The sequence below is a fragment of the Sandarakinorhabdus glacialis genome (assembly GCF_014643455.1).
In the GTDB taxonomy this organism is placed as follows: Bacteria; Pseudomonadota; Alphaproteobacteria; order Sphingomonadales; family Sphingomonadaceae; genus Sandarakinorhabdus; species Sandarakinorhabdus glacialis.
This window is the reverse complement of the sequence record NZ_BMJM01000002.1, coordinates 136,664-158,960: the sequence shown is the minus strand read 5'-3', so window position 1 is coordinate 158,960 and position 22,297 is coordinate 136,664. Positions and strand designations below refer to the sequence as shown.

Here is a 22,297-nt window from a genome sequence, read left to right as displayed (position 1 = left end):
CACAAATGGCCTTCTTCCGCCGCTACACCGCCTTCACCGCCTTCGCCCTTGTCACCGCCGCGACAACGGCGCTGCTGACCCTCGCCTTGCCCCCGTCCCGGGCCTTCCTCGCCGGCTACGACTGCGGCGCACTGGCCTTCCTCATCATCATCGCCATCCGCTTCAACACCGCCAATCCCGCCGCGATGCGCTCGAAGGCCGTTGAAAACGAACCCGATCACGCCGCCATGGTCGCGATCGCCCTTCTCGTCGTCGCCGTCATCTTCGTCGCTGTCTGGGTCGAGCTATCCGGCCGCTCGGGCCGGGACGCCGTCGGCATCAGCCTCGCCGCCGCCACTTTGATACTGGCTTGGCTCTTCGCCAACACCCTGTTCGCCTCGCACTATGCCCATGTCTGGTACCTGCCCGCGGAAACCGGCTCCGGCGACCTTGGCGGCCTCGATTTCCCCGGCGGCGACACCGACCCGGACTATTGGGATTTCAGCTATTACGCCTTTGTCCTCGGTATGACCTTCCAGGTCTCTGACGTCGAAGTCACCAGCAAACGCCTGCGCCGCCTCACCCTCGGCCACGCCGTGCTGGCATTCTTTTTCAACATCGCCGTCGTCGCCATATCGATAAACCTGGTGGCCTCCGTCCTCGGCGGCTGAGCCCGTCCCGCCTCAGGCCAAATTCGCCCGCAGCATCCACGCCGTCTTTTCATGGACCTGCATGCGCTGGGTCAACAGATCCGCCGTCGGCTCGTCGTTCGCCGCATCGGCCAGCGCGAACACCTCGCGCGCCGTCCGCACCACCGCCAACTGGTCCTCGGCAAGAATACGCACCATCTCCTCGGCAACCGGATGGCCCTCGGCCTCGACGATCGTCGAAAGCCTGGCAAATGCCGAATAACTCCCCGGCGCCGGCTCGCCGAGCGCCCGGATCCGCTCGGCGATCATGTCGACCGCCAGCGCCAGCTCGTTATACTGGCCCTCGAACATCAGGTGCAGCGAGTTGAACTGCGGGCCAATAACGTTCCAGTGAAAATTATGCGTCTTGAGATACAGCGTATAGGTATCCGCGAGCAGCTTCGACAGGCCGCCGGCAATCGCCCGGCGCTGCTTGTCATCGAACCCCAGGTCGACAGCAACGACAGATTTCTTGGTCGATTTCGCCATCTTCGATCCCTTGCATTCGAGACCGCACTCTATGGCATGTGAAAACGGCGCCCGGTAATAATTTTACCGAACGCCGTGATCATCGATTCAATTCAGCAATCAGCGGCAGGTGACGTTACCCTGCCCGATCGAATTGCCGAGCACCGCACCCAGGCCGCCACCGATCAACGATCCCAACGTCTTGGAACCGCCCGGCGCGATGACGTTACCAAGCACGCCGCCACCAAGGGCACCGATAATCAGGCCCGTCGTGCCGTCGTTCCGGCGGCAGTAATATTGATTGTCCTGTCCGCGATAAATTCGGTCGTTGGAATTCATCCGCCGCGGCTGATAATTCTGCCCCGCACGATAGTAATTGTCGGCATAATAACCGTTGTATCGCGGATCGGGACGATTATAATTATAGTTGCGGCCGCGCTGCCAGTCACGCGCATCCTGGCGATACTCCTTATGCGCCCGCTTCACATCGCGGCGTTCTTCCTTGATATCGCGCCGGTCGCCATAGCGCTGGGCATCGCGCAAATCGCGCCGTTCCTCCTGCAGGCGCTGGGCGCTACGACGCACCTCACCCTGGCTGGAATACGCCCGGTCATTGCGACCATTGTCATAATTCTGGGCCGCCACAGGTGCCGCAACGGCGCCGATGGCAAGGGCAGCAAACGGGATAAGCATCGTACGCATGATCATTCCTCCTTGAAACGCACTTGCACATTGCTTCAACCTGCCTGCAGGTTTCCTGAACAACATCGACAGCGCTCATTCAGCAATTTCCGCCGCTTGCGCCCCGCCCAGCGTCACCCCGCGCGCCATCACCAGGGCGTCGCAATCGAGCGGCGCCGCAAGCGCCCCCTGCTCGCCGGCAACCGCCCGCCCCAGCATCCGCAGCACACTGCCCACCGACTTGCTCCGCGGCGGCACATTGATCACCGGCGTCTTGATCGTCCCGCCAATCAAAATCGGCACATCCAGCCGCAGCACGCTCGCCTGTTTCGGCGCCCCGCGCAGCACCAGGTCGAACCGCTCGTCGGCCAAGGCGATCGTCCCTTCGATCCGCGTCACCGACCGCGACGTATCGATCAGCAACGGGTTGGTCCGCGCCACTCCCTGGTCGACATCGAGCGCCATCACGACACAGTTGAGCGTCGCCAACCTGTCCTTGCCGGTCAGCAGCCCGCGCCCGACATCCTGCCCGAGCAGCACCGCCGTCCGCGCCGGCAACTGGCCATCGCGCGCCACCAGCGTCACCGTTCCGCTCGACCTCCCGACCGCCTGCCGAACCGTCCGCCCCGCCCCCGTCAGCCGCAACTTGCCCGCCAACCGCCCGTCGACCCCGGTATCCGGCGCCAGGTCGAGCAATTGCGCGCCCTCGAGATCGAGGCTGAGCGTCAACACCGGGCCACCCTTGCGCTGGTCGACCAAAACCTCCCCGTGCATCGTCCCGTTCGACAGCCCGATCGTCAGCGGCTTGACCGTCAGCCTGCCGCCGCCGAGTACCAGCACCGCCTTCAACGTCCGCAGCGGCGACGGCCCCGGCCACAGCAATTCATCGATCGTGACGTCGAGCGTCCCTTCCGTCCGGGCCAGGCGCCGCAGGTCGATCGCCGTGTCGGGGATCAACCGCTTGCCATAAATCAACCGCTTGGCGGCCCCGCGCTTGCGCCCCTCGTCCGACGACAAATCATCGAAATCGAATTGCTTCGACCGGACCACGCCCTCGATTCGCGACCCGCGGCCCTGCTTGACCACCACCGCGCTACCGGCAATGTCCGAACGCCCGATCGTCGCCGCCAGGTCATCGATCCGCCATTCCCGATCGTCGTGGCGCACCCTGGCCTTCAGCGCGACCGCCTGTGTCGCCGGCAACCCCGCCTCGATGATCGCGTCGAGGAGCTTCAGGTCGCGGCCATGCCCCGTCACCTCCGCGCTGAAATGATCGACATCGAGCGGCCGGTCCATGCGCCCGACAGCCGTCAGGCCAACAGCCTCGCCCTCGATTTTTACCCGAAACGGCCAGGCCTGGCTCGTCGCCGTCTCGCCGACCGCCGCCCCGCTCGCCGAAATACGCACCGCCTCGCCGCGAACGAGCCCGGTCCCGCTAATCCGCAGCCCCTCCCGTCGGTCGGCAACGACCGCCACGGTGAACGACCGATCCCGCCGGGCGTCCCGATACCGAACGACAGTGTCAACGATGATCAGCCCGCCGATCGCCGGCGGCCCGCCATCATCGTCATCCTTTTCACCTGTCGACCAGCTCTCGCGCCCATCGGCATCGCGTACCAGGTCGATACGCGCCCCGGCGACTTCCAGCCTGTCGGCGCTGAACCGGCCAACCAACAACGGCAACACGCCAAATCGCGTTCGCAGCGCCTCGATCGTCACCAAACTCCCCGGCCCCGCCCACGCCGGTTGCGGAACTCGGACATCGTGGACGATCACTGTCGGTCGAAGCGAAAAGCGCTCCAGCCGCTCGATCGACCCGATCGTGACCGGCCTGCCGAGATCCGCGCTCAGCCTGGCCTCGGCCCGCGTCCGCAGTATCTCCCAGGGGAATGCCGCCAAAATCACGACTGCCACGACCGCGATCGCCGCCGTCGCCGCCAGGATCAGAGCTGCCCAACGCGCCCCCGACCACCCTGCCCGCCTGTTCGCGTCCATAAACCCTCGTGCTGAACCCCAATTACCCAGAACGCCCGATATTGTTCCGCCCGGGTTACAAACGTGGTCATGTAACATCTCGGTCCGAAGTTGCGCGCGCTGCCGATAGCCCGGCCGACGTCGCCAGCAAGCAATCAACTGCCCATTCGAACTGTTTCAGCAGCTTGCACCGGGCGGTTAGCGCCGTTGTCACAGGGAGATTGCAGCAGGCGCGGCGATCTTCCACCGTCGGTTTTTCGCAGCGACCTGGCGCTGCGGCCAACGAGATTTTCCATGCTCATTCGCGCCGGCTACGAGATCATTCTGTGTGTCAATGTACCCACCGCCATGACCGCCATGCTCAAGGTCCATCCATCGCGGCTTGCCGACCTGCGCACGCCGCAAAATGTCGTCACGGTCCCCGACCTGGCGATGCACGATTATCTCGACAGTTTCGGCAACATCTGCACGCGCATGACGCTGCCGCCGGGCGACACGATCCTCAGCTGCGACCTGCTGGTCGAGGACAGCGGCGAACCCGACCGCCAATCACCGGACGCCGTGCAGCACCCTGTCGCCGACCTGCCCGACGACATTCTCATCTACCTGCTCGGCAGTCGCTATTGCGATACCGACCGCATGTCGGGCCTGGCCTGGGACCTGTTCGGCCATTTCGAGCCCGGCTGGGGCCGCGTCTAGGCCATCGTCGACTATGCGCACCGCCACATGAAATACGGTTATGAACACGCCGACGCCACCCGCACCGCCCATGAAGGTCATATCCAGCAAGTCGGCGTCTGCCGCGACTTCGCCCATCTCGCCATCGCCCTGTGCCGCTGCATGAACATCCCGGCGCGCTATTGCACCGGCTATCTGGGCGATATCGGGATCGCGCCGTCGCTGACCCCGATGGATTTCCATGCCTGGTTCGATGTCTATCTCGGCGGCACCTGGCACGTCTTCGACGCCCGCCACAATCGGCCCCGCATCGGGCGGGTGCTGATGGCACAAGGCCGCGACGCCGTCGACACCGCGCTGACCACCACCTTCGGACCGGTCTGGCTCAACGGATTCAAGGTCCATGCCGACGAGGTCGAACCGGCCTGACCCGGCGCGCGAGGCTCGTTGCCGCCGCCCAAAGCCTTCGTTAGTGTGGAGGCGCCAGATAAAGTTGGGAAATCATCCTGTCGGTCATCGCTGCCCTCAATCACGTCACTGCCTATCGTTACGACGAGCCAGTCACCCTCGGGCCGCACGTCGTCCGCCTCAGGCCGGCACCCCATACCCGGACCCGCATCCCCAGCTATTCGATGAAGATCACGCCGGCGGCGCACTTCATCAACTGGCAGCAGGATCCCCACGGCAACTGGCTGGCACGCATCGTCTTTCCCGAACCGACCCGCGAGTTCAGCATCACCGTCGACATGACCGCCGAAATGGTCGTCATCAACCCCTTCGACTTCTTCGTCGAACCCTATGCGATGACCCTGCCGTTCGAATATCCGGTCCAGCTCGCCCAGGACCTGTCGCCCTTTCTCGCCGTCGACGACCACGGTCCCCGGCTCGAAGCGCTGTTCGAAAGCCTCAGGCCCGAGGGCCAGCCGACCGTCGACTTCATCGTCGGCGTCAACGCCCGGATTTCCCAACTGGTCGAATATACCGTCCGCATGGAAGCCGGCGTCCAGACCCCCGACGAAACCATCGCGTTGGCCCTCGGCTCGTGCCGCGACAGCGGCTGGCTGCTCGTCCAGCTGCTCCGCCGGATGGGTCTCGCCGCACGCTTCGTCTCGGGCTACCTTATCCAGCTCAAGCACGATATCGACCCCATCGAAGGCGCGCTCGGCACCCAGACCGATTTCACCGATCTTCACGCCTGGGCCGAAGTCTATATCCCCGGGGCAGGCTGGATCGGCCTCGACGCCACCTCCGGACTCCTGTGCGGCGAAGGCCATATCCCCCTCGCCGCCTCGCCGCACTATCGCTCCGCCGCCGCCACCACCGGCGGTGCCAGCCGTCCGGCCGATGATTTCAACTTCTCGATGACTGTATCGCGCCTCGTTGAACCGATCCGCATCACTCGCCCGTTCGAGGATGGCGACTGGGACGCCCTCGATGCCGTCGGCGAACAGGTCGAGGCCGATCTCCAGAAACAGGACGTCCGCCTGACCATGGGCGGCGAGCCAACCTTCGTCTCGATCGACGATTTCGAAGCCGCCGAATGGAACATCGACGCCTCGGGCCCAACCAAGCCGATCATCGCCGAAACCCTGCTCAAGCGCCTGCGCGATCGCTTCGGCGCCGGCGGCATGCTCCACTACGGCCAGGGTAAATGGTATCCCGGCGAGCCCCTGCCGCGCTGGGCCCTCGGCCTCTACTGGCGCCGCGACGGCCTGCCGGTCTGGCCCGAAATCGCCTCCGACCCCCTGCGTGTCGAGGCCGGCGTCACCATCGCCGACGCCGAAGCGCTGATCACCCGCCTCGCCGCCCGCCTCGGCATCGACCCCTTTATGGTCATCCCGGCGCGCGAGGACGCCATCCACTTCATCAAGGCCGAAGGCGACCTCCCCGCCAACATTGACTTGGACGACGCCGCCATCGACGATCCCCGCGCCCGCACCCGCCTGCGCCGCGCCATGCAGGGCGGCCTGTCGAAGACCATCGGCTATGTCCTCCCGCTGCGTCGTTCCTTCGGCAAATTCGAGGGCGAAGGCTGGCTCAGCGAAGCCTGGCAGTTCACCCGCGAGGGCCTGTTCGTCATCCCCGGCGACTCCCCGCTCGGGCTGCGCCTGCCGCTCGACACCCTGCCGGCGCTCGCCGACAAGGACTATCCGCACATCGTCCCGCTCGACCCCTATGTCGAGCGCGAGCCGCTGCCCGACTATAGAGCCGTCCAGCCCGCCGCCGCTCCCAAACTCACCAAACGCCAGCCCCCGCACGTCCGCACCGCGCTCAACGTCGAGGCCCGCGACGGCATCCTTTACGTCTTCATGCCGCCAGTCGCCCGGCTCGAGGACTATCTCGAACTCATCGCGCACCTCGCCGCCGCATCGGAGGGCCTGCCCATCCGCATCGAAGGCTATGCGCCCCCCGACGACGCGCGCATGGGCGTGCTCAAGGTCACCCCCGACCCCGGCGTCATCGAAGTCAACGTTCAACCCGCGTCGTCATGGCGCGAAGCCGTCGACATCACCAACGGTGTCTACCACGACGCCCGCGTCGTCCGCCTCGGTGCCGACAAGTTCATGATCGACGGCCGCCACACCGGCACCGGCGGCGGCGCGCACGTCGTCGTCGGCGGCGCCAGCCCCGCCGACTCGCCCTTCCTGCGCCGCCCCGACGTGCTCAAAAGCCTGCTCATCTACTGGCAGCGCCACCCGTCACTGTCGTACCTCTTCGCCGGGCTGTTCGTCGGCCCGACCAGCCAGGCACCGCGCATCGACGAAGCCCGCCACGACTCGCTCTACGAACTTGAAATCGCCCTCGGCATGATCCCCTCGGCCAAGGGCAAGCGCCCGGCGCCATGGCTCGTGGACCGCCTGCTCCGCAACCTGCTCACCGATGTCAGCGGCAACACCCACCGCACCGAGATCTGCATCGACAAGCTCTACTCCCCCGACGGCCCCACCGGGCGTCTGGGATTGCTCGAATTCCGCAGCTTCGAGATGCCACCCGATGCGCGCATGAGCCTGTCGCAGCAGCTGCTCATCCGCGCCCTCATCGCCTGGTTCTGGCGCCAGCCGCTCGATGCCCCGCTGGTCCGCTGGGGCACCAGCCTCCACGATCGCTTCATGCTGCCGCACTTCGCCTGGAATGATTTCAAGGACGTGCTCGCCGACTTGAACGGCGCCGGCTATGCCTTCGACAGTAATTGGTACGAGGCCCAACTGGCCTTCCGCTTCCCCGTGCACGGCCGCGTCCAGTACGGTGCGGTCGCGCTCGAGATCCGCCACGCCCTCGAACCCTGGCACGTCATGGGCGAGGAAGGCACAGCCGGCGGCACCGTCCGCTTCGTCGATTCCTCGGTCGAACGCCTGCAGGTCCGCGTCGAAGGCTTCAATCCCGACCGCCATGTCATCACCTGCAACGGCCGCGTCCTGCCGATGACCCCCACCGAAACTGCAATGGAGGCCGTCGCCGGCATCCGCTACAAGGCATGGAAACTGCGCAGCGGCCTTCATCCGACCCGCGAAGTCGACGCGCCGCTTACCTTCGACATCATCGACCGCGCCCATAACCGCTCGATCGGCGGCTGCGTCTATCACGTCGTCCACCCCGGCGGCCGCAATTACGAAACCGTCCCGGTCAACGCCTATGAAGCCCAGGCTCGCCGCAAGGCCCGCTTCGACGAACACGGCCACACCCCCGGCGTCATCAAGCCCCCGGTCTCCGAACGGTCGTGGGAATTCCCCATGACCCTCGACCTGCGCCGCCCGCGTGGCCGCTGACGCCGCACGCGCTGCGCCGCGCCAGCAAGGCGACCTCGGCCCCGAAGCCGCGGCGCGCCTGTCGGCATGGCTACGCGATTACCGCACCCTGCCCGGCGTTCCCGACGAGCTGTTCGATGTCATGCGCCGCCCGCGCGCCGACTGGCTTAACCTCCTCGCCGGCTTCGCCGAATATCCCGAAACCGAGTCCCGCAGCCGCTTCGCCGCCGCCACCCGCCACATCCGCGACACCGGCGTCTCCTACCGCGTCTACGGCGAGGAAACCGAGCGCAGCTGGCCGCTCAACCCCCTCCCCCTCATCCTCGGCCACCGCGAATGGGCGCAGATCGCCGCCGGCGTCGAACAACGCGCCACCCTCATCGAAGCCATCCTCCAGGACATCTACGGCCCCGCCAAGCTCATCGAGAGCGGCGCCCTCCCCGCCGCCGCCGTCACCGGCAGCATCGACTTCATCCGGGCCATGCGCGGCGTCGCCCCTCCCGGCGGCCGCCACATGCCGCTTTACGCCGTCGATCTCGGCCGCGGCCCCGATGGCCGCTGGTGGGTCCTCGACGACCGCACCCAGGCCCCCTCCGGCGCCGGCTATGCCCTCGAAAACCGCCTCGTCCTGTCGCGCGCCTATCCCGCCCTCTACAATTCCATGAACGTCCAACGCCTCGCGCCCTTCTTCGACGGCATGCGCAAGGGCCTCGTCGCCAGCGCCGATCGCAGCGACCCCCGCGTCTGCCTGCTCACCCCCGGACCCTTCAGCGAGACCTATTTCGAACAGGCCCATCTCGCCCGCTACCTCGGCTTCCTGCTCGTCCAGGGCGCCGACCTCGTCGCCCGCGACGGCCGCGTCTATGTCCGCACCATCGCCGGCCTCAAGCGCGCCGACGTCATCCTGCGCCGCGTCGATGCCGATTATCTCGACCCGCTCGAGCTCAACGGCAGCTCCCACCTCGGCACCCCCGGCATCCTCGAGGCCATCCGCACCGGCGGCGTCGCCATGGTCAACATGCCCGGCACCGGCGTCATCGAATCGCGCGCGCTGCTGGGCTTCCTGCCCAAGCTCTGCCGCCAGATCCTCGGCGAAAGCCTCAAGCTGCCCAATGTCGCCACCTGGTGGTGCGGGCAACCCGCCGAGCACGAGCGCGTCGATCGCGAGTTCGACAATCTCGTCATCGGCCCCGCCTTCAACACCTATGCCGGCAGCGGCGAAAAATCCCGCCCCCGCCTCATCGCCGACCTGTCATCCGCCGAACGAGCCACCCTCCGCGCCCGCCTGAACGACCGCCCCGGCGACTATGTCGGCCAGGAGGTCGTCCGCCTCTCGACCATGCCTGTCCTCCGCGGCGACCGGCTGGAGGCCGCACCCTTCGTCCTCCGCGTCTACGCCGCCTGGACCCCCGAAGGCTTCCGCATCATGCCCGGCGGCTTCTGCCGCACCTCCGAAATCAAGGACGTCCGCGCCATCTCGATGGACGCCAGCGCCCGCACCGCCGACGTCTGGGTGCTCGACGACAAGCCCACCGAAAGCACCACGCTTCTCGCCAGCAAGGACGACGTCAAGGTCCGCCGCATCCTCGGCCATCTCCCCAGCCGCGCCGCCGACAATCTGTTCTGGCTCGGCCGCTACATCGAACGCGCCGAAGCCACCCTGCGCCTCGCCCGCAGCCTCTGCACCAGCCTGATGGTCTCCGATTCCGCCATCCACAGCAGCGGCGAAACCCTCGAGGGCCTGCAACAATTGCTGATCGAATGGGGCGCGCTCGACAAGGACGCCCCCGCCGGCAGCTCGCTCGAGGCCGCGCGCTGCACCGTGCGCGACCAGGACGCCCATGGCTCGGTCATCTATCTCGTCCGCGCCGCCAGGCGAACCGCCGCCAGCATGCGCGAGCGCCTGTCCGCCGATTTCTGGGCGCTCCTTCTCAACCTCGAAACCGAGCTCACCGACGCCCACCGCGCCCCGCAATCCGAAGCCGAAGCGCTCGAGCAGGTCGAAAGCGCCCTGCAGATCCTCGCCGCGCTATCGGGCCTGTCGCAGGAAAACATGAACCGCGTCGCCGGCTGGCGCTTCCTCGACATGGGCCGCCGCCTCGAACGCGGCATAAACGCCTGCCGCATGGCGCGCACCTTCGCCCATGACGACGCGACGACCGACGACCTCGACCTGCTGCTCGACCTCATCGACAGCCAGATCAGCTACCGCGCCCGCTACCTTGTCGGCATCGCGATGATCCCCGTTCGCGACATGGTCGTCCTCGATTGCTTCAACACCCGCTCGCTCGCCTTCCAGGTCGAAACCATCAAGCACCATCTCAAGGCGCTACCGACCCTGCAGGACGACGGCATGATCGAGGAACCGCTGCGGCTGCTGCTGCCGCTGTCGACCGACATCGAGACCACCGAGGCTTCCTACCTGACCATCGAAAAGATCCGCCTCTTCGAAAAGACCCTGATGTACCTCTCCGGCGCCATCGCCGACCGCTATTTCCTGCAGGGTGCCACCGCTGTCCCGACCATCAAGCTGGCCAGCATGGGATGATCTACACGATCGGCCACAAGACGACCTACAGCTATGAAAAGCCCGTCGGTTTCGCGCGCTGCGTGCTCCGCCTGACGCCCGCCTCCACGCCTACCCAGCGTTTGCTCGACAGCAGTACCGCCGTCTCCCCCGCACCCGCCGGCCTCGTCATCGGCCGCGGTGCCTTCGGGGAGGAAACCCGCACCCTCGTCATCGACCAGTCGCACGACCGGCTCGTCATCGAGGCCCGCTCGCGCGTCGATGTCGACACCCGCACCATCGACCCCGCCGGCAGCGCCCCATGGGAAGACGTGCGCATCGCCGCGCTCGAAAGCCGGCTGCTCACCGAGGCCGGCCCCGCCGCCTATCTCTATCCGACCCGCCGGACCCCCACCGCCGCCATGATCACCGACTATGCCCGCATCAGCTTCCAGCCCCGCCGCCCGATCGTCGACGCCGCGCGCGACCTGATGACCCGGATGCACGCCGAATTCACCTATGATCCGGAGGCAACCAACGTCGCCACGCCCGCCATCGAGGCCTTCGAGGCCCGCCACGGCGTCTGCCAGGATTTCGCCCATATCATGATCGCCGGGCTGCGCGGACTCGGGCTTTCCGCTGCCTATGTCAGCGGCTATCTCCGCACCAACCCGCCCCCCGGCCGGCCACGCCTCGCCGGCGCCGACGCCACCCACGCCTGGGTCTCGGTCTGGTGCGGCGCCAACGGCTGGATCGGCTTCGACCCGACCAACGCCGTCCTCGCTTTGGGCGATCACATCATCCTCGCCATCGGCCGCGACTATTCCGATGTCGCCCCCATCGACGGCATCATCCTCGCCCCCGGCGGCCAGCACATCAAGGTCGAAGTCGATGTCGTCCCCGAAACCGAGCTCGTCGCCGCCGCCCTGCTGCTCAGCGACGCATAAGCCGTACTCTTGCGCGGCCTGACCCATTCGCCGCCGCTGCGCGTTGAATCGGAACCATAATCGAAAGCCCGAGTCCATGAGCGGCCCCAGACTTTTTCGACCGATCACCATCGGCAACCTAGCGATGTGCAACCGCATCGTCATCGCGCCGATGTGCCAATATTCCGCCGTGAACGGCTGCATGACCGACTGGCACCTCATACACCTCGGCAATCTCGCACTCTCGGGCGCCGCGCTGCTGACCATCGAAGCCACCGCCGTCGTCCCCGAGGGCCGCATTTCCTGGGCCGATGTCGGCCTGTGGGACGACGCCACCGAGGCTGCGATGGCACGGGTGCTCACCAGCATCCGCCGCCATTCGGACATGCCGGTCGCGATCCAGCTCGCCCATGCCGGCCGCAAGGCCTCGACCGACCTGCCCTGGCTCGGCAATGCCCAGATCGCACCCGATGCCGAAAACGGCTGGCAGACCGTCGCCCCGTCCGCCGAACCGTTCGAAGCCCATGAAAACCCGCCGACCGCGCTCGATCGCGCCGGCATGGACCGCATCCGCGATGCCTTCGTCGCCGCAACGCGCCGCGCCGATCGTCTCGGCATCGACGCCATCCAGCTCCACGGCGCCCACGGCTATCTGCTCCACCAATTCCTGTCGCCGCTATCGAACCACCGCGACGATGAATACGGCGGCAGCCTCGAAAACCGCATGCGCTTCCCGCTCGAAGTCTTCAACGCCGTCCGCGAGGCCTTCCCCGCCGCCAAGCCCGTTACCATGCGCGTTTCCGGCACCGACTGGGTCCCCGGCGGCTGGGACTCCGACCAGACCATCGAGTTCGCCAAGGCCCTCGAAGCGCGCGGCTGTTCCGCGATTCACGTATCAAGCGGCGGCCTCGACCCGCGCCAGCAGATCCCGGTCGGCCCCGGCTACCAGGTCCCCCTCGCCCGCGCCGTCAAGCAGGCCACCAGCCTTCCCGTCATCGGCGTCGGCCTCATCGCCGAACCCGAGCACGCCGAAGCCATCATCGCCGGCGGCGACGCTGACATGATCGCACTAGCCCGCACCATCCTCTACGACCCACGCTGGCCCTGGCACGCCGCCGCTGCCCTCGGTGCCCGCATCACCGTCCCCAACCAATATCTCCGCAGCCAACCCCGCCGCTACAAGGACCTCTTCAACCCCCCAAGCTGATCGCCCCCGCAAATTTGTCATCCCGGGCTTGACCCGGGACCCAGCTGCTTCTCTTTGGACGAAAAGCCAATCCCCTAGCGCACAAAGTTCACGCCCCAGCCGCCGCCAGGTCAACCTCCACAGCCTCGCCATACCCCGGAATCAGCCCCAGCCACTCACTCACCGGCACCCCCGACAGCCGCCCCCGCAAAGCCGCAACCGGCCCCCCATGCCCGACGACAATCACCCGCCCCGCCGGCAGCCCCGAAAACGCCCGCCCCGCCCGGTCGCCCATCTCATCCGTCGTCTCGCCCCCTCCCGGCCGAAAAACACCCGGCGCCAAAACCATCCCGTCCATGGCATCCCCCGACTCCCTATAAATCGCCGCCCAGCTCCGTCCCTCCCAATCCCCGAAATCACGCTCACCCCAGGCCGCATCTTCGTGCACCGCAACACCCGCCAATCCCGCAATCCGCACCGCCAAAACCGCACTTCGCCGCAGCCCCGAATGCACCACCACATCCGGCCGCCACCCTGCCAATCCACCCGCCAACGCCGCCGCCCGCGCGGCCCCCACCCGGCTCAACCCCATATCCGACCGCCCGTAACATCGCCCCCGCCACGCCAGCGCCACCTCGGTATGCCGCACCAGCAAGACCGTCACCGTCCCGCAGTCACCGCCAGCAGCATCATCAACTGCCCCGCATAGGCCGCAAACCCGAGGCAATCCCCCGTGCTCCCGCCGATCCGCCGCAGCAGCAGCCCGCGAAACCACAGCGCGAACACCAGCCCCGCCGCAATCGCCCCGGCAACAGCCAACGGCGCCAGCAACGCCAACGGCATCACCCCCGGCACCGCCGTCACCACCGCCATTCCCAGCAACCCCGCCCCGACGCCCGCCCCGATATCCTTGCCCAGCCCCGCCCCCGCCGGCGGCACGATCGCCATCATCCCCACCGCCAGCAACCGCCCGAAACTCGCCGAGGCAACAACCACCAACCCCGCGACCAGCGGCGCAAACCCCTCCAGCACCGCAATCATCAACCCCGCCCGCGCTCCGACCGCCAGCATCAACCCCAGCGCGCCATAGCTGCCGATCCGGCTGTCCTTCATGATCCGCAGCACGTCACCGGGCTCCTGCCCCCCGCCGAACGCGTCGCAGAAATCCGCCACCGCATCCTCGTGAAACGCCCCGGTCAGCCGCGCCTCGACCACCAGCGCCAGCACGACCGCAACCGGCACCGGCCACACGCTCGCACCGCCCACGGCAACCGCTGCGGTAACCGCCCCGACCAGCGCCCCGACCAGCGGAAACCATCCCACCGCCCGCACCAATCCGGTCCGAACCTCCGCCGCCCCCAGCCCCCGCAATCCGGGCACCGGAACCCGCGTCAAAAACTGCACAGCCAGCAATGGCGGCACCCACCAGGCCATCAGCCGCCAAGCTCCGACAACAACGCCACATCGCCAATGATCGCCGCCGCACTATCGAGCAAAGGCAACGCCACCAGCGCCCCGCTCCCCTCGCCCAGCCGCATCCCCCATTCAAGCAACGGCTCCAGCCCCAACTTTGCAAGCGCCGCCCCATGCCCCGGCTCCGCCGACCGATGCCCCGCGATGAAATTCCGCACGCTCCCCGGCGCCAGCCGCTCGGCCATCAAAGCCGCCGCCGTTGCCACATAGCCATCGAGCAACACCGTCGCCCCCGCCGCCGCCCCCGCCGCATAAAACCCCGCCATCGCCGCAATCTCGAACCCCGCCAACGCCGCAATCGCGCCCCGCGCATCACCGCCCGCCACCCGCGCCACGGCCGCCGCCACGACCGCGACCTTGACCGACATCATCGCATCATCCGCCCCGGCCCCGCGCCCGACTGCCTCGTCGGCACTGATCCCCGCCAGCAACGCCGTCAGGCACGCCGCCGACGTCGTATTCCCGATCCCCATCTCCCCCGCGATCAACACCGCATTGCCTGCCGCAATCGCCAGCCGCGCCTCATCCGACCCCACCGCCCAGGCCCGATCGAAGTCCGCCACCGTCATCGCCGGCCCCTGCGAAAGATCCGCCGTCCCAGGCCCAACCGCCGCCGCCCGATAGAAATCCGGCGAAGGCCCCACCAATGCCGCAGCCACCCCCACATCGACCAGCCGCAACGCACAATCATGCGCCCGCGCCAACGCATTGCTGCTCGCCCGCCCCGCCGCGATCGTCGCCACCATCGCCCCCGTCACCGCCGACGGCCACGCCGATACCCCCTGCGCCGTCACCCCATGATCCGCCGCAAACAACACCACACACCGCGGCCGCGTCACCGGGTCGAGCCGCTGCTGGATCACCGCCAGCCGCACCGCCAGCGTCTCGAGCATCCCAAGGCTGCGATGCGGCCGCGCCAACGCATCGATCCGCGCCCAGGCCGCGCCTTCGTCGATCATGTCGCCGTCCTCGCAATGTCCATCAACGCCCCGGTATCGACATGCTCGTCCAGCGCCGCCGCCAGCGCATCGAGCGCCGCGTCCACCCGCGCCCCCTGGTCAACCCCGTCCGACAAAACCCCCAATCGCCCCAGCCACGCCGCCCGCTGCGCCGGCGCATTGAACAACCCATGGACATAGCACCCGGCGACCCGCCCGACCGAACAGCCATCCCCGCTCCCATCCGAGAACCGCAGCAAGGGCGCAGCCGCCGCAACGGTCCGCCCCGAGTGAATCTCATACCCTGCGAAACCCGCTCCATCCGCAACGCTCACGCCCACGACCGCAGAAACTCGCTTGTCCCCCGTCAACACCGTCTCAACCGGCAGATACCCCAGCCCCGCCACCGTCTCCACCGGCCCCTCGACCCCATCCGGATCGGCAACACTCGTGCCCAGCATCTGATATCCCCCGCAAATCCCGAGCACATGCCCGCCCCGCCGCACATGCCCGGCAATATCCACATCCCACCCCTGCGCCCGCAGGAACGCCAGATCGGCAATCGTCGACTTGGTCCCCGGAATGACGATCAGCGCCGCCTCGACCGGCACCGCCTGCCCCGGCGGCACGAACACCAGCCGCACCCCCGGCTCGTGCACGAACGGATCGAAGTCATCGAAATTGGCAATCCGCGACAGCATCAACACCGCAATCGTCACCGCCCCTTGGGTCTCGCCCGCCGTCTCCAGCACCACGCCATCCTCCGCCGGCAACGCCCGCGCCGCCGCGATCCACGGCACCACCCCCAGTCCCGGCCAGCCGCTCCGCCGCGCGATCTCGGCATAGCCATCATCAAACAGCCGCACATCGCCGCGAAACTTGTTGATCAGGAACCCCCTGATCATCGCCGCATCCTCAGGCTCGATCACCACCCGCGTCCCCACGATCGACGCAATCACCCCGCCCCGGTCGATATCGCCAACGAGCACCACCGGCACCCCAGCCGCCCGCGCAAACCCCATGTTGGCGATATCCCCAGCGCGAAGATTGATCTCCGCCGGGCTCCCCGCCCCCTCGACAATCACCAGGTCGGCCCCCAACCGCAGCCGCGCATAACTCTCCAGCACCGCGCCCAGCAATTCCCCCTTGCGCCCCTGATATTCCCGCGCCGCCAGATTCCCCATCACCCGGCCATGCACGATAATCTGCGCCCCGGTATCCGACTGCGGCTTGATCAGCACCGGGTTCATGTCGGTCGTCGGCGGCGTCCGGCACGCCAGCGCCTGCAACGCCTGCGCCCGCCCGATCTCGCCGCCATCGGCCGTCACCGCCGCATTGTTTGACATGTTCTGCGGCTTGAACGGCCGCACCGTCATGCCGCGATTGGCGAACAACCGGCACAGCCCCGCCACCAGCACGGACTTGCCCACGTCCGACCCCGTCCCCTGCAACATCACAGCAGCCATGCCGCACCCCCGACCACCACCCACAGCAATCCGCACGCCCGCACATAAATCCGCAAGCCGCGCGCCAGGTCCGCCACTCCCGGCGCCCGGCCATCCCCCAGCACCGCCCGCTGCGCCAACTCACCATCATAGGAGACCGCTCCCCCCAGCCGCACCCCGAGCGCCCCCGCCATCGCCGCCTCCGGCCAACCCCCGTTCGGCGAAGCATGCTTGCCCGCATCCCGCCACATGACCCGCAACCCGCCCCCGCCCGCCGCCGCCACCAGCAACCCCGCCACCCGCGCCGGCACCCACATCACCAAATCATCCGCCCGCGCCGCCGCCCAGCCGAAATCGCCATGCCGCGCATCCCGGTGCCCGACGATCGAATCCGCCGTATTGATCGCCTTGCAAATCAACAGCCCCGGCAGCCCGCCCACCAGGAACCACAGCGCCGGCCCCACCACACCATCGCAAAAACTCTCCGCCAGGCTCTCGATCGCCGCCACCGCAACCCTGCTCTCATCGAGCGCCCCGGTATCACGCCCAACGATCGCCCCAACCGCCACCCGCGCCGCCACCAGATCGCCCGCGCCAAGCGGCCGCGCCACCGCCGCCACATGATCGTACAGGCTGCGCTGCGCCAACCCCGCAGTCGCCACAAGCACGAGCAAGGCAACGCCCCACCCCTCCCCGACCAAGAACGTCACCGCCCAACCAGCCCCGCCCGCAACCCCAACCAGCACAACCAGCAACAGCATCCCGAAAGCCCGCCGGCGCCCCGCCCCCCCCGCATTCCACCGCCGCTCAAGCCCCCCGATCAACGCCCCCACCCAACTCACCGGATGCCCCACCGCCGCAAACAACCACGCCGGATACCCCAGCGCCGCCTCGGCAACGAGCACCACCAACAACAGCTCACCCCGGTTCAAAGCGACCGCCGCACCCGCGCCAGCAGCCCCACCGCCTCTATGATCGTCGGCCCGCCGCAATGCATCAGCCGCTCCGGATATTCCCGCACCGCGATATGCCCGGCCAGCGGCCGCAGCACCCGGTGCCCCAGCATCCTGTCGGTCCCCGAGGCATCGCCCACCGAAAACAACACCCGCGGCGGCCGCCCAACCAAATGCTCCAGCGGCAACACGTCCCAGCGCTTCAAGCCATAATCCTTGCTCAGATTATGAAACCCCGTCGTCCGCAGCAGCTCATCGGCCAGCGTCTCGGTCCCCGGCACCAGCCCACCGCCCTGCCAGATCAGCGCCGGCACCGCCGACCCCGCCGTATGCGCCGCCTTCACCGCCGCATCGATCCGCGCATTCAACCGCGCCCCGCGCCCCACATGCCCCGCCGCCGCCGCAATCTGCGCAATCTGCACCCGATTTTCGGCAAGGCTCTCCGACACACCCAGCTGCAGCAGCGCGATATTCATCCGCCGCAGCGCCGCGATCGTCGACGGCGCCACATGCGCCCCGGCAATGACGATATCGGGCGCCAGCGCCACCACTTCCTCGGCAGTCCCCGACGTCGCCTTGAACCGCGCCGCTTGGGCGACCGTGATCGAACTCGCGCGCGGATCCTTCGAATAATGGCTGATCCCCGCGATCTGGCCCGGGTCGGCAACATGCATCAATATCGCATCGACACACGGATTGATCGACACGATCCGCGGCGCCGCTTCCACCGGAGCACCCGCCAACACCAGCGCCAGGCCGATAACTCGCATCAATATTCGACGCCCTTCTGCGCCTTGAAACCCGCCTTGAACGGATGCTTGACCTCGGCGAACTCGGTCACCAGATCGGCAACCTCGATCAGCTCCGGTTTCGCATCACGCCCGGTAATGCAGATATGCTTGGTCAGCGGGCGTTCCTTCAGAAACGCGACAATCTCGCCGATCGGCAGCGTATCGTGGCGCAACACGATATTCAGCTCATCGAGGATGACGAACTCATACGCCGGATCAAGGATCAGCGCCTTCGACCGCTCCCACGCCGCCCGCGCCGCCGCGATATCCCGCGCCCGGTCCTGCGTGTCCCAGGTAAACCCCTCGCCCATGACCTCGAACGTCAGCAGGTCCGGATTGGCCTGGAAAAAAGTCTTCTCCCCCGTTTCCCAACCGCCCTTCACATACTGGACGATGCCGACCTTCATCCCCCAGCCAAGGCTGCGGATCGCCATGCCGAACGCCGACGACGACTTGCCCTTGCCGTTGCCGGTGTGAACGATCAACAGCCCGCGCTCGAGCGTCCGCCGCGCCTGCATCCGCTCGCGCGCCGCCTGCACGCGCTTCATCCGCGCGTTATGAACAGCAAAATCCTCGTCGGTTTCGGTCATCGTCATCTCCCGAGTGCAACGCCAAGGCGCGCAAAGGCAACCTCATCCACAGGCAGTCCAATCCGCAATCGCCGCCCGTCATCGGCAAAAGGCCGGGTCAGGATGCTATGGCCGGCAAGCCGCACGAACAGCCCCGCCGCATCGGCCGTATCGACCAGCCGAAAACACGAAGTCCCGCCAACCACCGCCAATCCCGCACCCGTCAAAAGCCCATCCAGCCGCCCCGCCGCGTCGGCCAGCCGAACCCGCTGCGCCGCCTGCCAGGCATGATCGCCATACGCCGCCGTCCCGATGGCAATCGCCGGCCCCGATACCGGCCAATCCCCCAGCAACCGCCGCAGCGCCGCCGCCATCGGTGCCGGCGCAATCACGAATCCCAGCCGCAGCCCGGCCAGCCCGAAAAACTTGCCGAACGACCGCAGCACGATCGTCCCCGGCCAGCCCAGCGAGGCAATGCTCGCTTCATCCCCCGCATCGGCAAACGCCTCGTCGACCACCAGCCAGCCCCCCAGCGCCGCCAGCCGCCGCGCCGCGCCCGCCAGCAAATCAAAATCGATCATCCGTCCATCGGGATTGTTCGGCCGCGCCAGCACGACCGCGTCATGCCCCGTCTCAGGAACGTCGGCCAGCATCGCCGCATCATCCCACATCGCCCGGTGCCCCGAATATCCCGGCCCAACGACAGCCGGCGTCCGCGCCCCCGCCAGTTGCCCGACCAACCGCAGCGCCAAATCACTCCCCGGCACCGCCACTGTCTCGGCGGGCACACTGCCGAACACCGCCGCCGCCGCCTGTTCGAGCCCCGCCAACGCCCCCGGCTCGGGCAACCGCAACAACGCCCCGGCATCGACCGAAAACGAATAGGCCCAGGGGCTGATCCCTGTCGACAAGTCGATCCAACCCGCCCCGCCGGGAAATCGGGCGCGCGCCAGCTCGATCCGTCCGCCATGAACGGCAAACGGCGCGATGCTGGCGCGCATCCCTGTCATCAGTAGCGCAATCGCACCCCAGCATAACCGGCGCGCCCGGGCTGGCCATAGCGGAAGATCGTCTCATAACGCTCGTCGAACAAATTCTCGATCCGGCCATAGACCTCGACGCCCGTGGTGATCGGGAACGAAGCCCGAATATCGGCGAGCACATAGCCCTCGACCTTGCGCTTGTTGTTGGCATTGTCGAAGCTGGCGCCGACATGGGTCAGTGTCGCTCCCGTCTCGAGCCCGAACGGCCAGCGGTAATCGACCACCGTGCTGACACTGTGCTGCGGCCGCCGCACCAGCAGCTTGCCGAAATTGACGTTCCCCGGCGACCGGTTGACGGCGTTGACATAGGTATAGTTGGCCTGCACCCGCAGCGCATCGACCGGCCGCAACGCCAGCACCAACTCGGCGCCGTCGGCGCGCGCCTTCGCGACATTGTCATAAGTGCCGAACGGCCGCCCGGCACAGATCCCGGTCAGCGGCCGGGAACACGACACGAAGTTGATAAGGTCGGTGGTATCGCGCTTGAAATAGGTCGCGCTGGCCTCGATCGCGCCATCCAAAGCCCGCTGCGTAATCCCCGCATCCCAGCCCGTCGACCGTTCCGGCCGCAGCGCCTGATTGCCATATTCGCTCTGCAACTGGAACAGCGACGGCGCCTTGAAGCCTTCCGAATAGCTCGCCCGGATCGTCGTGCCCGTGGCTGCAACCGTATAAACGCCGCTACCGCCGAACGTCGTCGCACCACCGAAGCGATCATGATCGTCGTGCCGCACGCCGGCCGTCAACGTCATCCCGGCCACCGGCGACGCCAGCAACTGGCCATAGATGCTGTCAAGCCGTGCCCGCCCCTTGGTCACCGGCCCGCCATAGCTCGACGTCGAGAACCGCGAAGTCTCGCGCTCGAGCCCGGCCGTCGCCTGCCAGCCCTTGGCGATGTCGAATACGCCCTGGTATTCGAACCGCTCGTTGCGCCCGTCACCGGCAAAGGTCTCGGTGCCGGTATCGTCGTTGCGGCGCCGCGAGTCGGTGAACGCAAAGCCGGCCCGGTTGCGAAAGCGCCCGTCCAGCAACGCCGCGTTGATCCCGGTATAGGCGACGATCTCGCGGGCCGTCGACGTCTCGAGCGTGTCGCCAAAGGCAAAGCTGGGTGCGGGGAAACCGTCGATGCCGACTTCGCCGTTTGAAAACCAGCCGCGCGCGTCGATCGAGATCGCCTCGCTCAGCGCCAGGTTGAGATTGGCATTGGCGCCGAAATTCTCATAGCCGTCCTTCTCGGTGCCGCCGCGATCCTCGGAAAAGTTCGAGATGCCATCGGTGCGGAAATATCCCGCCCCGGCGCTTGCCGACAGCGGCCCGGCCTTGCCCGAGACATTGCCGACGATCTGCGCCGTGTTGCGATAGCCATATTCGCCGTGCGCATTGATCGCCAGGTCTTCGCTTGGCTGGCGGGTGATCATGTTGATGACGCCGCCGATCGCCTGGCTGCCCCACAGCACCGACTGTGATCCGCGCAGCACCTCGATCCGGTCGATATTGCCGACCAGCAGATTGCCGAAGTTGAAGCCGCCGCCGGGCGACGACGGATCGTTCAGCTTGACGCCGTCGATCAACGCCACCGTCTGGTCGCTGTCGGCGCCGCGGATGTAAACCGAGGTCGACGACCCGATACCGCCATTGCGCGAGATCGCCACGCCGGGAACGGTCCGCAGGATATCGACGACGTTCGCCGTCTGGCGGCGCGCGATCTCGGCGGAATCGATGACCGTTATCGACTGTCCGACCCGCTCGATCGGCTGCGGCGAACGATTGGCGGTGACGACGATGGTATCGGGTGCCTCGTCGGCATGGCCCGCGGTAGCAAGAACCGACACAGTAGCGAGCAGAAGATAGGAAAGATTGCGCATTTGGCCTCCTGGTTGAACAACAGGAGAGGGCGTGCCCCGGTTACCCGGACACGGCAGAAAGCCTGGCAAAACGGTCATGATCGACCCTTCGCGCAACGCCACCTCCTTCGATGTCGTCACGCGAGGCGAACCTCGATCACACAGAACACCCCGTCTGCACAATGGACCGACCGCGACAGGCAGGTCTCCTGGCTCCCGGGTCGCTGCGTCCGCCCCGCCTTCCCGATCGCTTGCGCAATCAGTGGCAATTTGGGGCGACCGCTATCCGGTCACAGTTGCGGGCACAGCCCCGGTTTGCAGAAACGAAATCTGCCTCTGGGTTCCCTATTATTTCCATTTCTGGAAACCTGTCGCATAGGCCCGATATGCGTCCGCCGCCGAAAGGGC

General features: G+C 67.2%; 17 protein-coding genes, 1 pseudogene and 1 riboswitch. Of the genes and pseudogenes, 6 read left to right on the top strand and 12 right to left on the bottom strand.

Going from position 1 to position 22,297, the window contains the following annotated elements:
- Positions 1-5: 5 nt before the first annotated feature.
- Positions 6-650, top strand: a complete 645-nt coding sequence (locus IEW98_RS03660; protein ID WP_188761574.1) for a DUF1345 domain-containing protein — start codon at positions 6-8, stop codon at positions 648-650.
- 12 nt (positions 651-662) lie between these two features.
- On the opposite strand, the gene IEW98_RS03655 is transcribed toward IEW98_RS03660, so the two are convergent.
- The 3 genes from IEW98_RS03655 to IEW98_RS03645 all read right to left on the bottom strand — a co-directional run bounded on the left by IEW98_RS03655 (position 663) and on the right by IEW98_RS03645 (position 3,812).
- On the bottom strand, positions 663-1,157 hold the full coding sequence (locus tag IEW98_RS03655) for a Dps family protein (RefSeq protein ID WP_188761573.1): 495 nt from the start codon (positions 1,155-1,157) through the stop codon (positions 663-665).
- A 99-nt stretch (positions 1,158-1,256) separates the two neighbouring features.
- The gene (locus tag IEW98_RS03650) at positions 1,257-1,838 is read right to left on the bottom strand and encodes a glycine zipper 2TM domain-containing protein (protein WP_188761572.1); all 582 of its coding nucleotides are present in this window, start codon (positions 1,836-1,838) and stop codon (positions 1,257-1,259) included.
- Positions 1,839-1,913: 75 nt separating this feature from the next.
- Positions 1,914-3,812: an AsmA family protein gene (locus tag IEW98_RS03645; RefSeq protein WP_188761571.1), complete on the bottom strand. Its 1,899-nt coding sequence runs from the start codon at positions 3,810-3,812 to the stop codon at positions 1,914-1,916.
- Between the two features lie 273 nt (positions 3,813-4,085).
- Between IEW98_RS03645 and IEW98_RS03640 the strand changes: the two are divergent.
- The 5 genes and pseudogenes from IEW98_RS03640 to IEW98_RS03620 all read left to right on the top strand — a co-directional run bounded on the left by IEW98_RS03640 (position 4,086) and on the right by IEW98_RS03620 (position 12,854).
- A pseudogene (locus IEW98_RS03640) lies at positions 4,086-4,898 on the top strand (transglutaminase-like domain-containing protein).
- A gap of 77 nt (positions 4,899-4,975) precedes the next feature.
- Positions 4,976-8,236 (top strand): transglutaminase family protein, encoded by a 3,261-nt coding sequence (locus tag IEW98_RS03635; protein WP_188761803.1) that lies wholly within the window; start codon positions 4,976-4,978, stop codon positions 8,234-8,236.
- Entirely contained in the window at positions 8,226-10,763 is a 2,538-nt protein-coding gene (locus IEW98_RS03630; RefSeq protein WP_207792496.1) for a circularly permuted type 2 ATP-grasp protein, read from the top strand. The genes IEW98_RS03635 and IEW98_RS03630 overlap by 11 nt, the downstream gene beginning before the upstream one ends.
- On the top strand, positions 10,760-11,668 hold the full coding sequence (locus IEW98_RS03625; RefSeq protein ID WP_188761570.1) for a transglutaminase family protein: 909 nt from the start codon (positions 10,760-10,762) through the stop codon (positions 11,666-11,668). Before IEW98_RS03630 ends, IEW98_RS03625 begins: the two co-directional genes overlap by 4 nt.
- 76 nt (positions 11,669-11,744) lie before the next feature.
- Positions 11,745-12,854: an NADH:flavin oxidoreductase/NADH oxidase gene (locus tag IEW98_RS03620; protein WP_188761569.1), complete on the top strand. Its 1,110-nt coding sequence runs from the start codon at positions 11,745-11,747 to the stop codon at positions 12,852-12,854.
- An 88-nt stretch (positions 12,855-12,942) separates the two neighbouring features.
- Here IEW98_RS03620 and IEW98_RS03615 read toward each other — a convergent pair whose 3' ends face one another.
- The 9 genes from IEW98_RS03615 to IEW98_RS03575 are packed head-to-tail and all read right to left on the bottom strand — an operon-like array spanning position 12,943 to position 21,910.
- On the bottom strand, positions 12,943-13,497 hold the full coding sequence (locus tag IEW98_RS03615) for a histidine phosphatase family protein (RefSeq protein WP_243450538.1): 555 nt from the start codon (positions 13,495-13,497) through the stop codon (positions 12,943-12,945).
- A complete protein-coding gene (locus IEW98_RS03610; protein WP_188761567.1) occupies positions 13,494-14,267 on the bottom strand; it encodes an adenosylcobinamide-GDP ribazoletransferase in 774 nt (257 codons plus the stop codon). The genes IEW98_RS03615 and IEW98_RS03610 overlap by 4 nt, the downstream gene beginning before the upstream one ends.
- Positions 14,267-15,265, bottom strand: a complete 999-nt coding sequence (gene cobT / locus IEW98_RS03605) for a nicotinate-nucleotide--dimethylbenzimidazole phosphoribosyltransferase (RefSeq protein ID WP_188761566.1) — start codon at positions 15,263-15,265, stop codon at positions 14,267-14,269. Before cobT ends, IEW98_RS03610 begins: the two co-directional genes overlap by 1 nt.
- On the bottom strand, positions 15,262-16,710 hold the full coding sequence (locus IEW98_RS03600; RefSeq protein ID WP_188761565.1) for a cobyric acid synthase: 1,449 nt from the start codon (positions 16,708-16,710) through the stop codon (positions 15,262-15,264). Before IEW98_RS03600 ends, cobT begins: the two co-directional genes overlap by 4 nt.
- Positions 16,698-17,606, bottom strand: coding sequence for a cobalamin biosynthesis protein CobD/CbiB (locus IEW98_RS03595; RefSeq protein WP_188761801.1), 909 nt, complete (start codon positions 17,604-17,606; stop codon positions 16,698-16,700). The genes IEW98_RS03600 and IEW98_RS03595 overlap by 13 nt, the downstream gene beginning before the upstream one ends.
- 11 nt (positions 17,607-17,617) lie before the next feature.
- A complete protein-coding gene (locus IEW98_RS03590) occupies positions 17,618-18,412 on the bottom strand; it encodes an ABC transporter substrate-binding protein (protein ID WP_188761564.1) in 795 nt (264 codons plus the stop codon).
- Positions 18,412-19,023: a cob(I)yrinic acid a,c-diamide adenosyltransferase gene (gene cobO, locus IEW98_RS03585; RefSeq protein WP_188761563.1), complete on the bottom strand. Its 612-nt coding sequence runs from the start codon at positions 19,021-19,023 to the stop codon at positions 18,412-18,414. The genes IEW98_RS03590 and cobO overlap by 1 nt, the downstream gene beginning before the upstream one ends.
- A 2-nt stretch (positions 19,024-19,025) precedes the next feature.
- Complete coding sequence (locus IEW98_RS03580) at positions 19,026-20,012, bottom strand: aminotransferase class I/II-fold pyridoxal phosphate-dependent enzyme (RefSeq protein WP_243450537.1); 987 nt, start codon at positions 20,010-20,012, stop codon at positions 19,026-19,028.
- Complete coding sequence (locus IEW98_RS03575; RefSeq protein WP_188761562.1) at positions 20,012-21,910, bottom strand: TonB-dependent receptor plug domain-containing protein; 1,899 nt, start codon at positions 21,908-21,910, stop codon at positions 20,012-20,014. The genes IEW98_RS03580 and IEW98_RS03575 overlap by 1 nt, the downstream gene beginning before the upstream one ends.
- Before the next feature lie 161 nt (positions 21,911-22,071).
- Positions 22,072-22,276: riboswitch (cobalamin riboswitch) on the bottom strand.
- Positions 22,277-22,297: the final 21 nt, after the last annotated feature.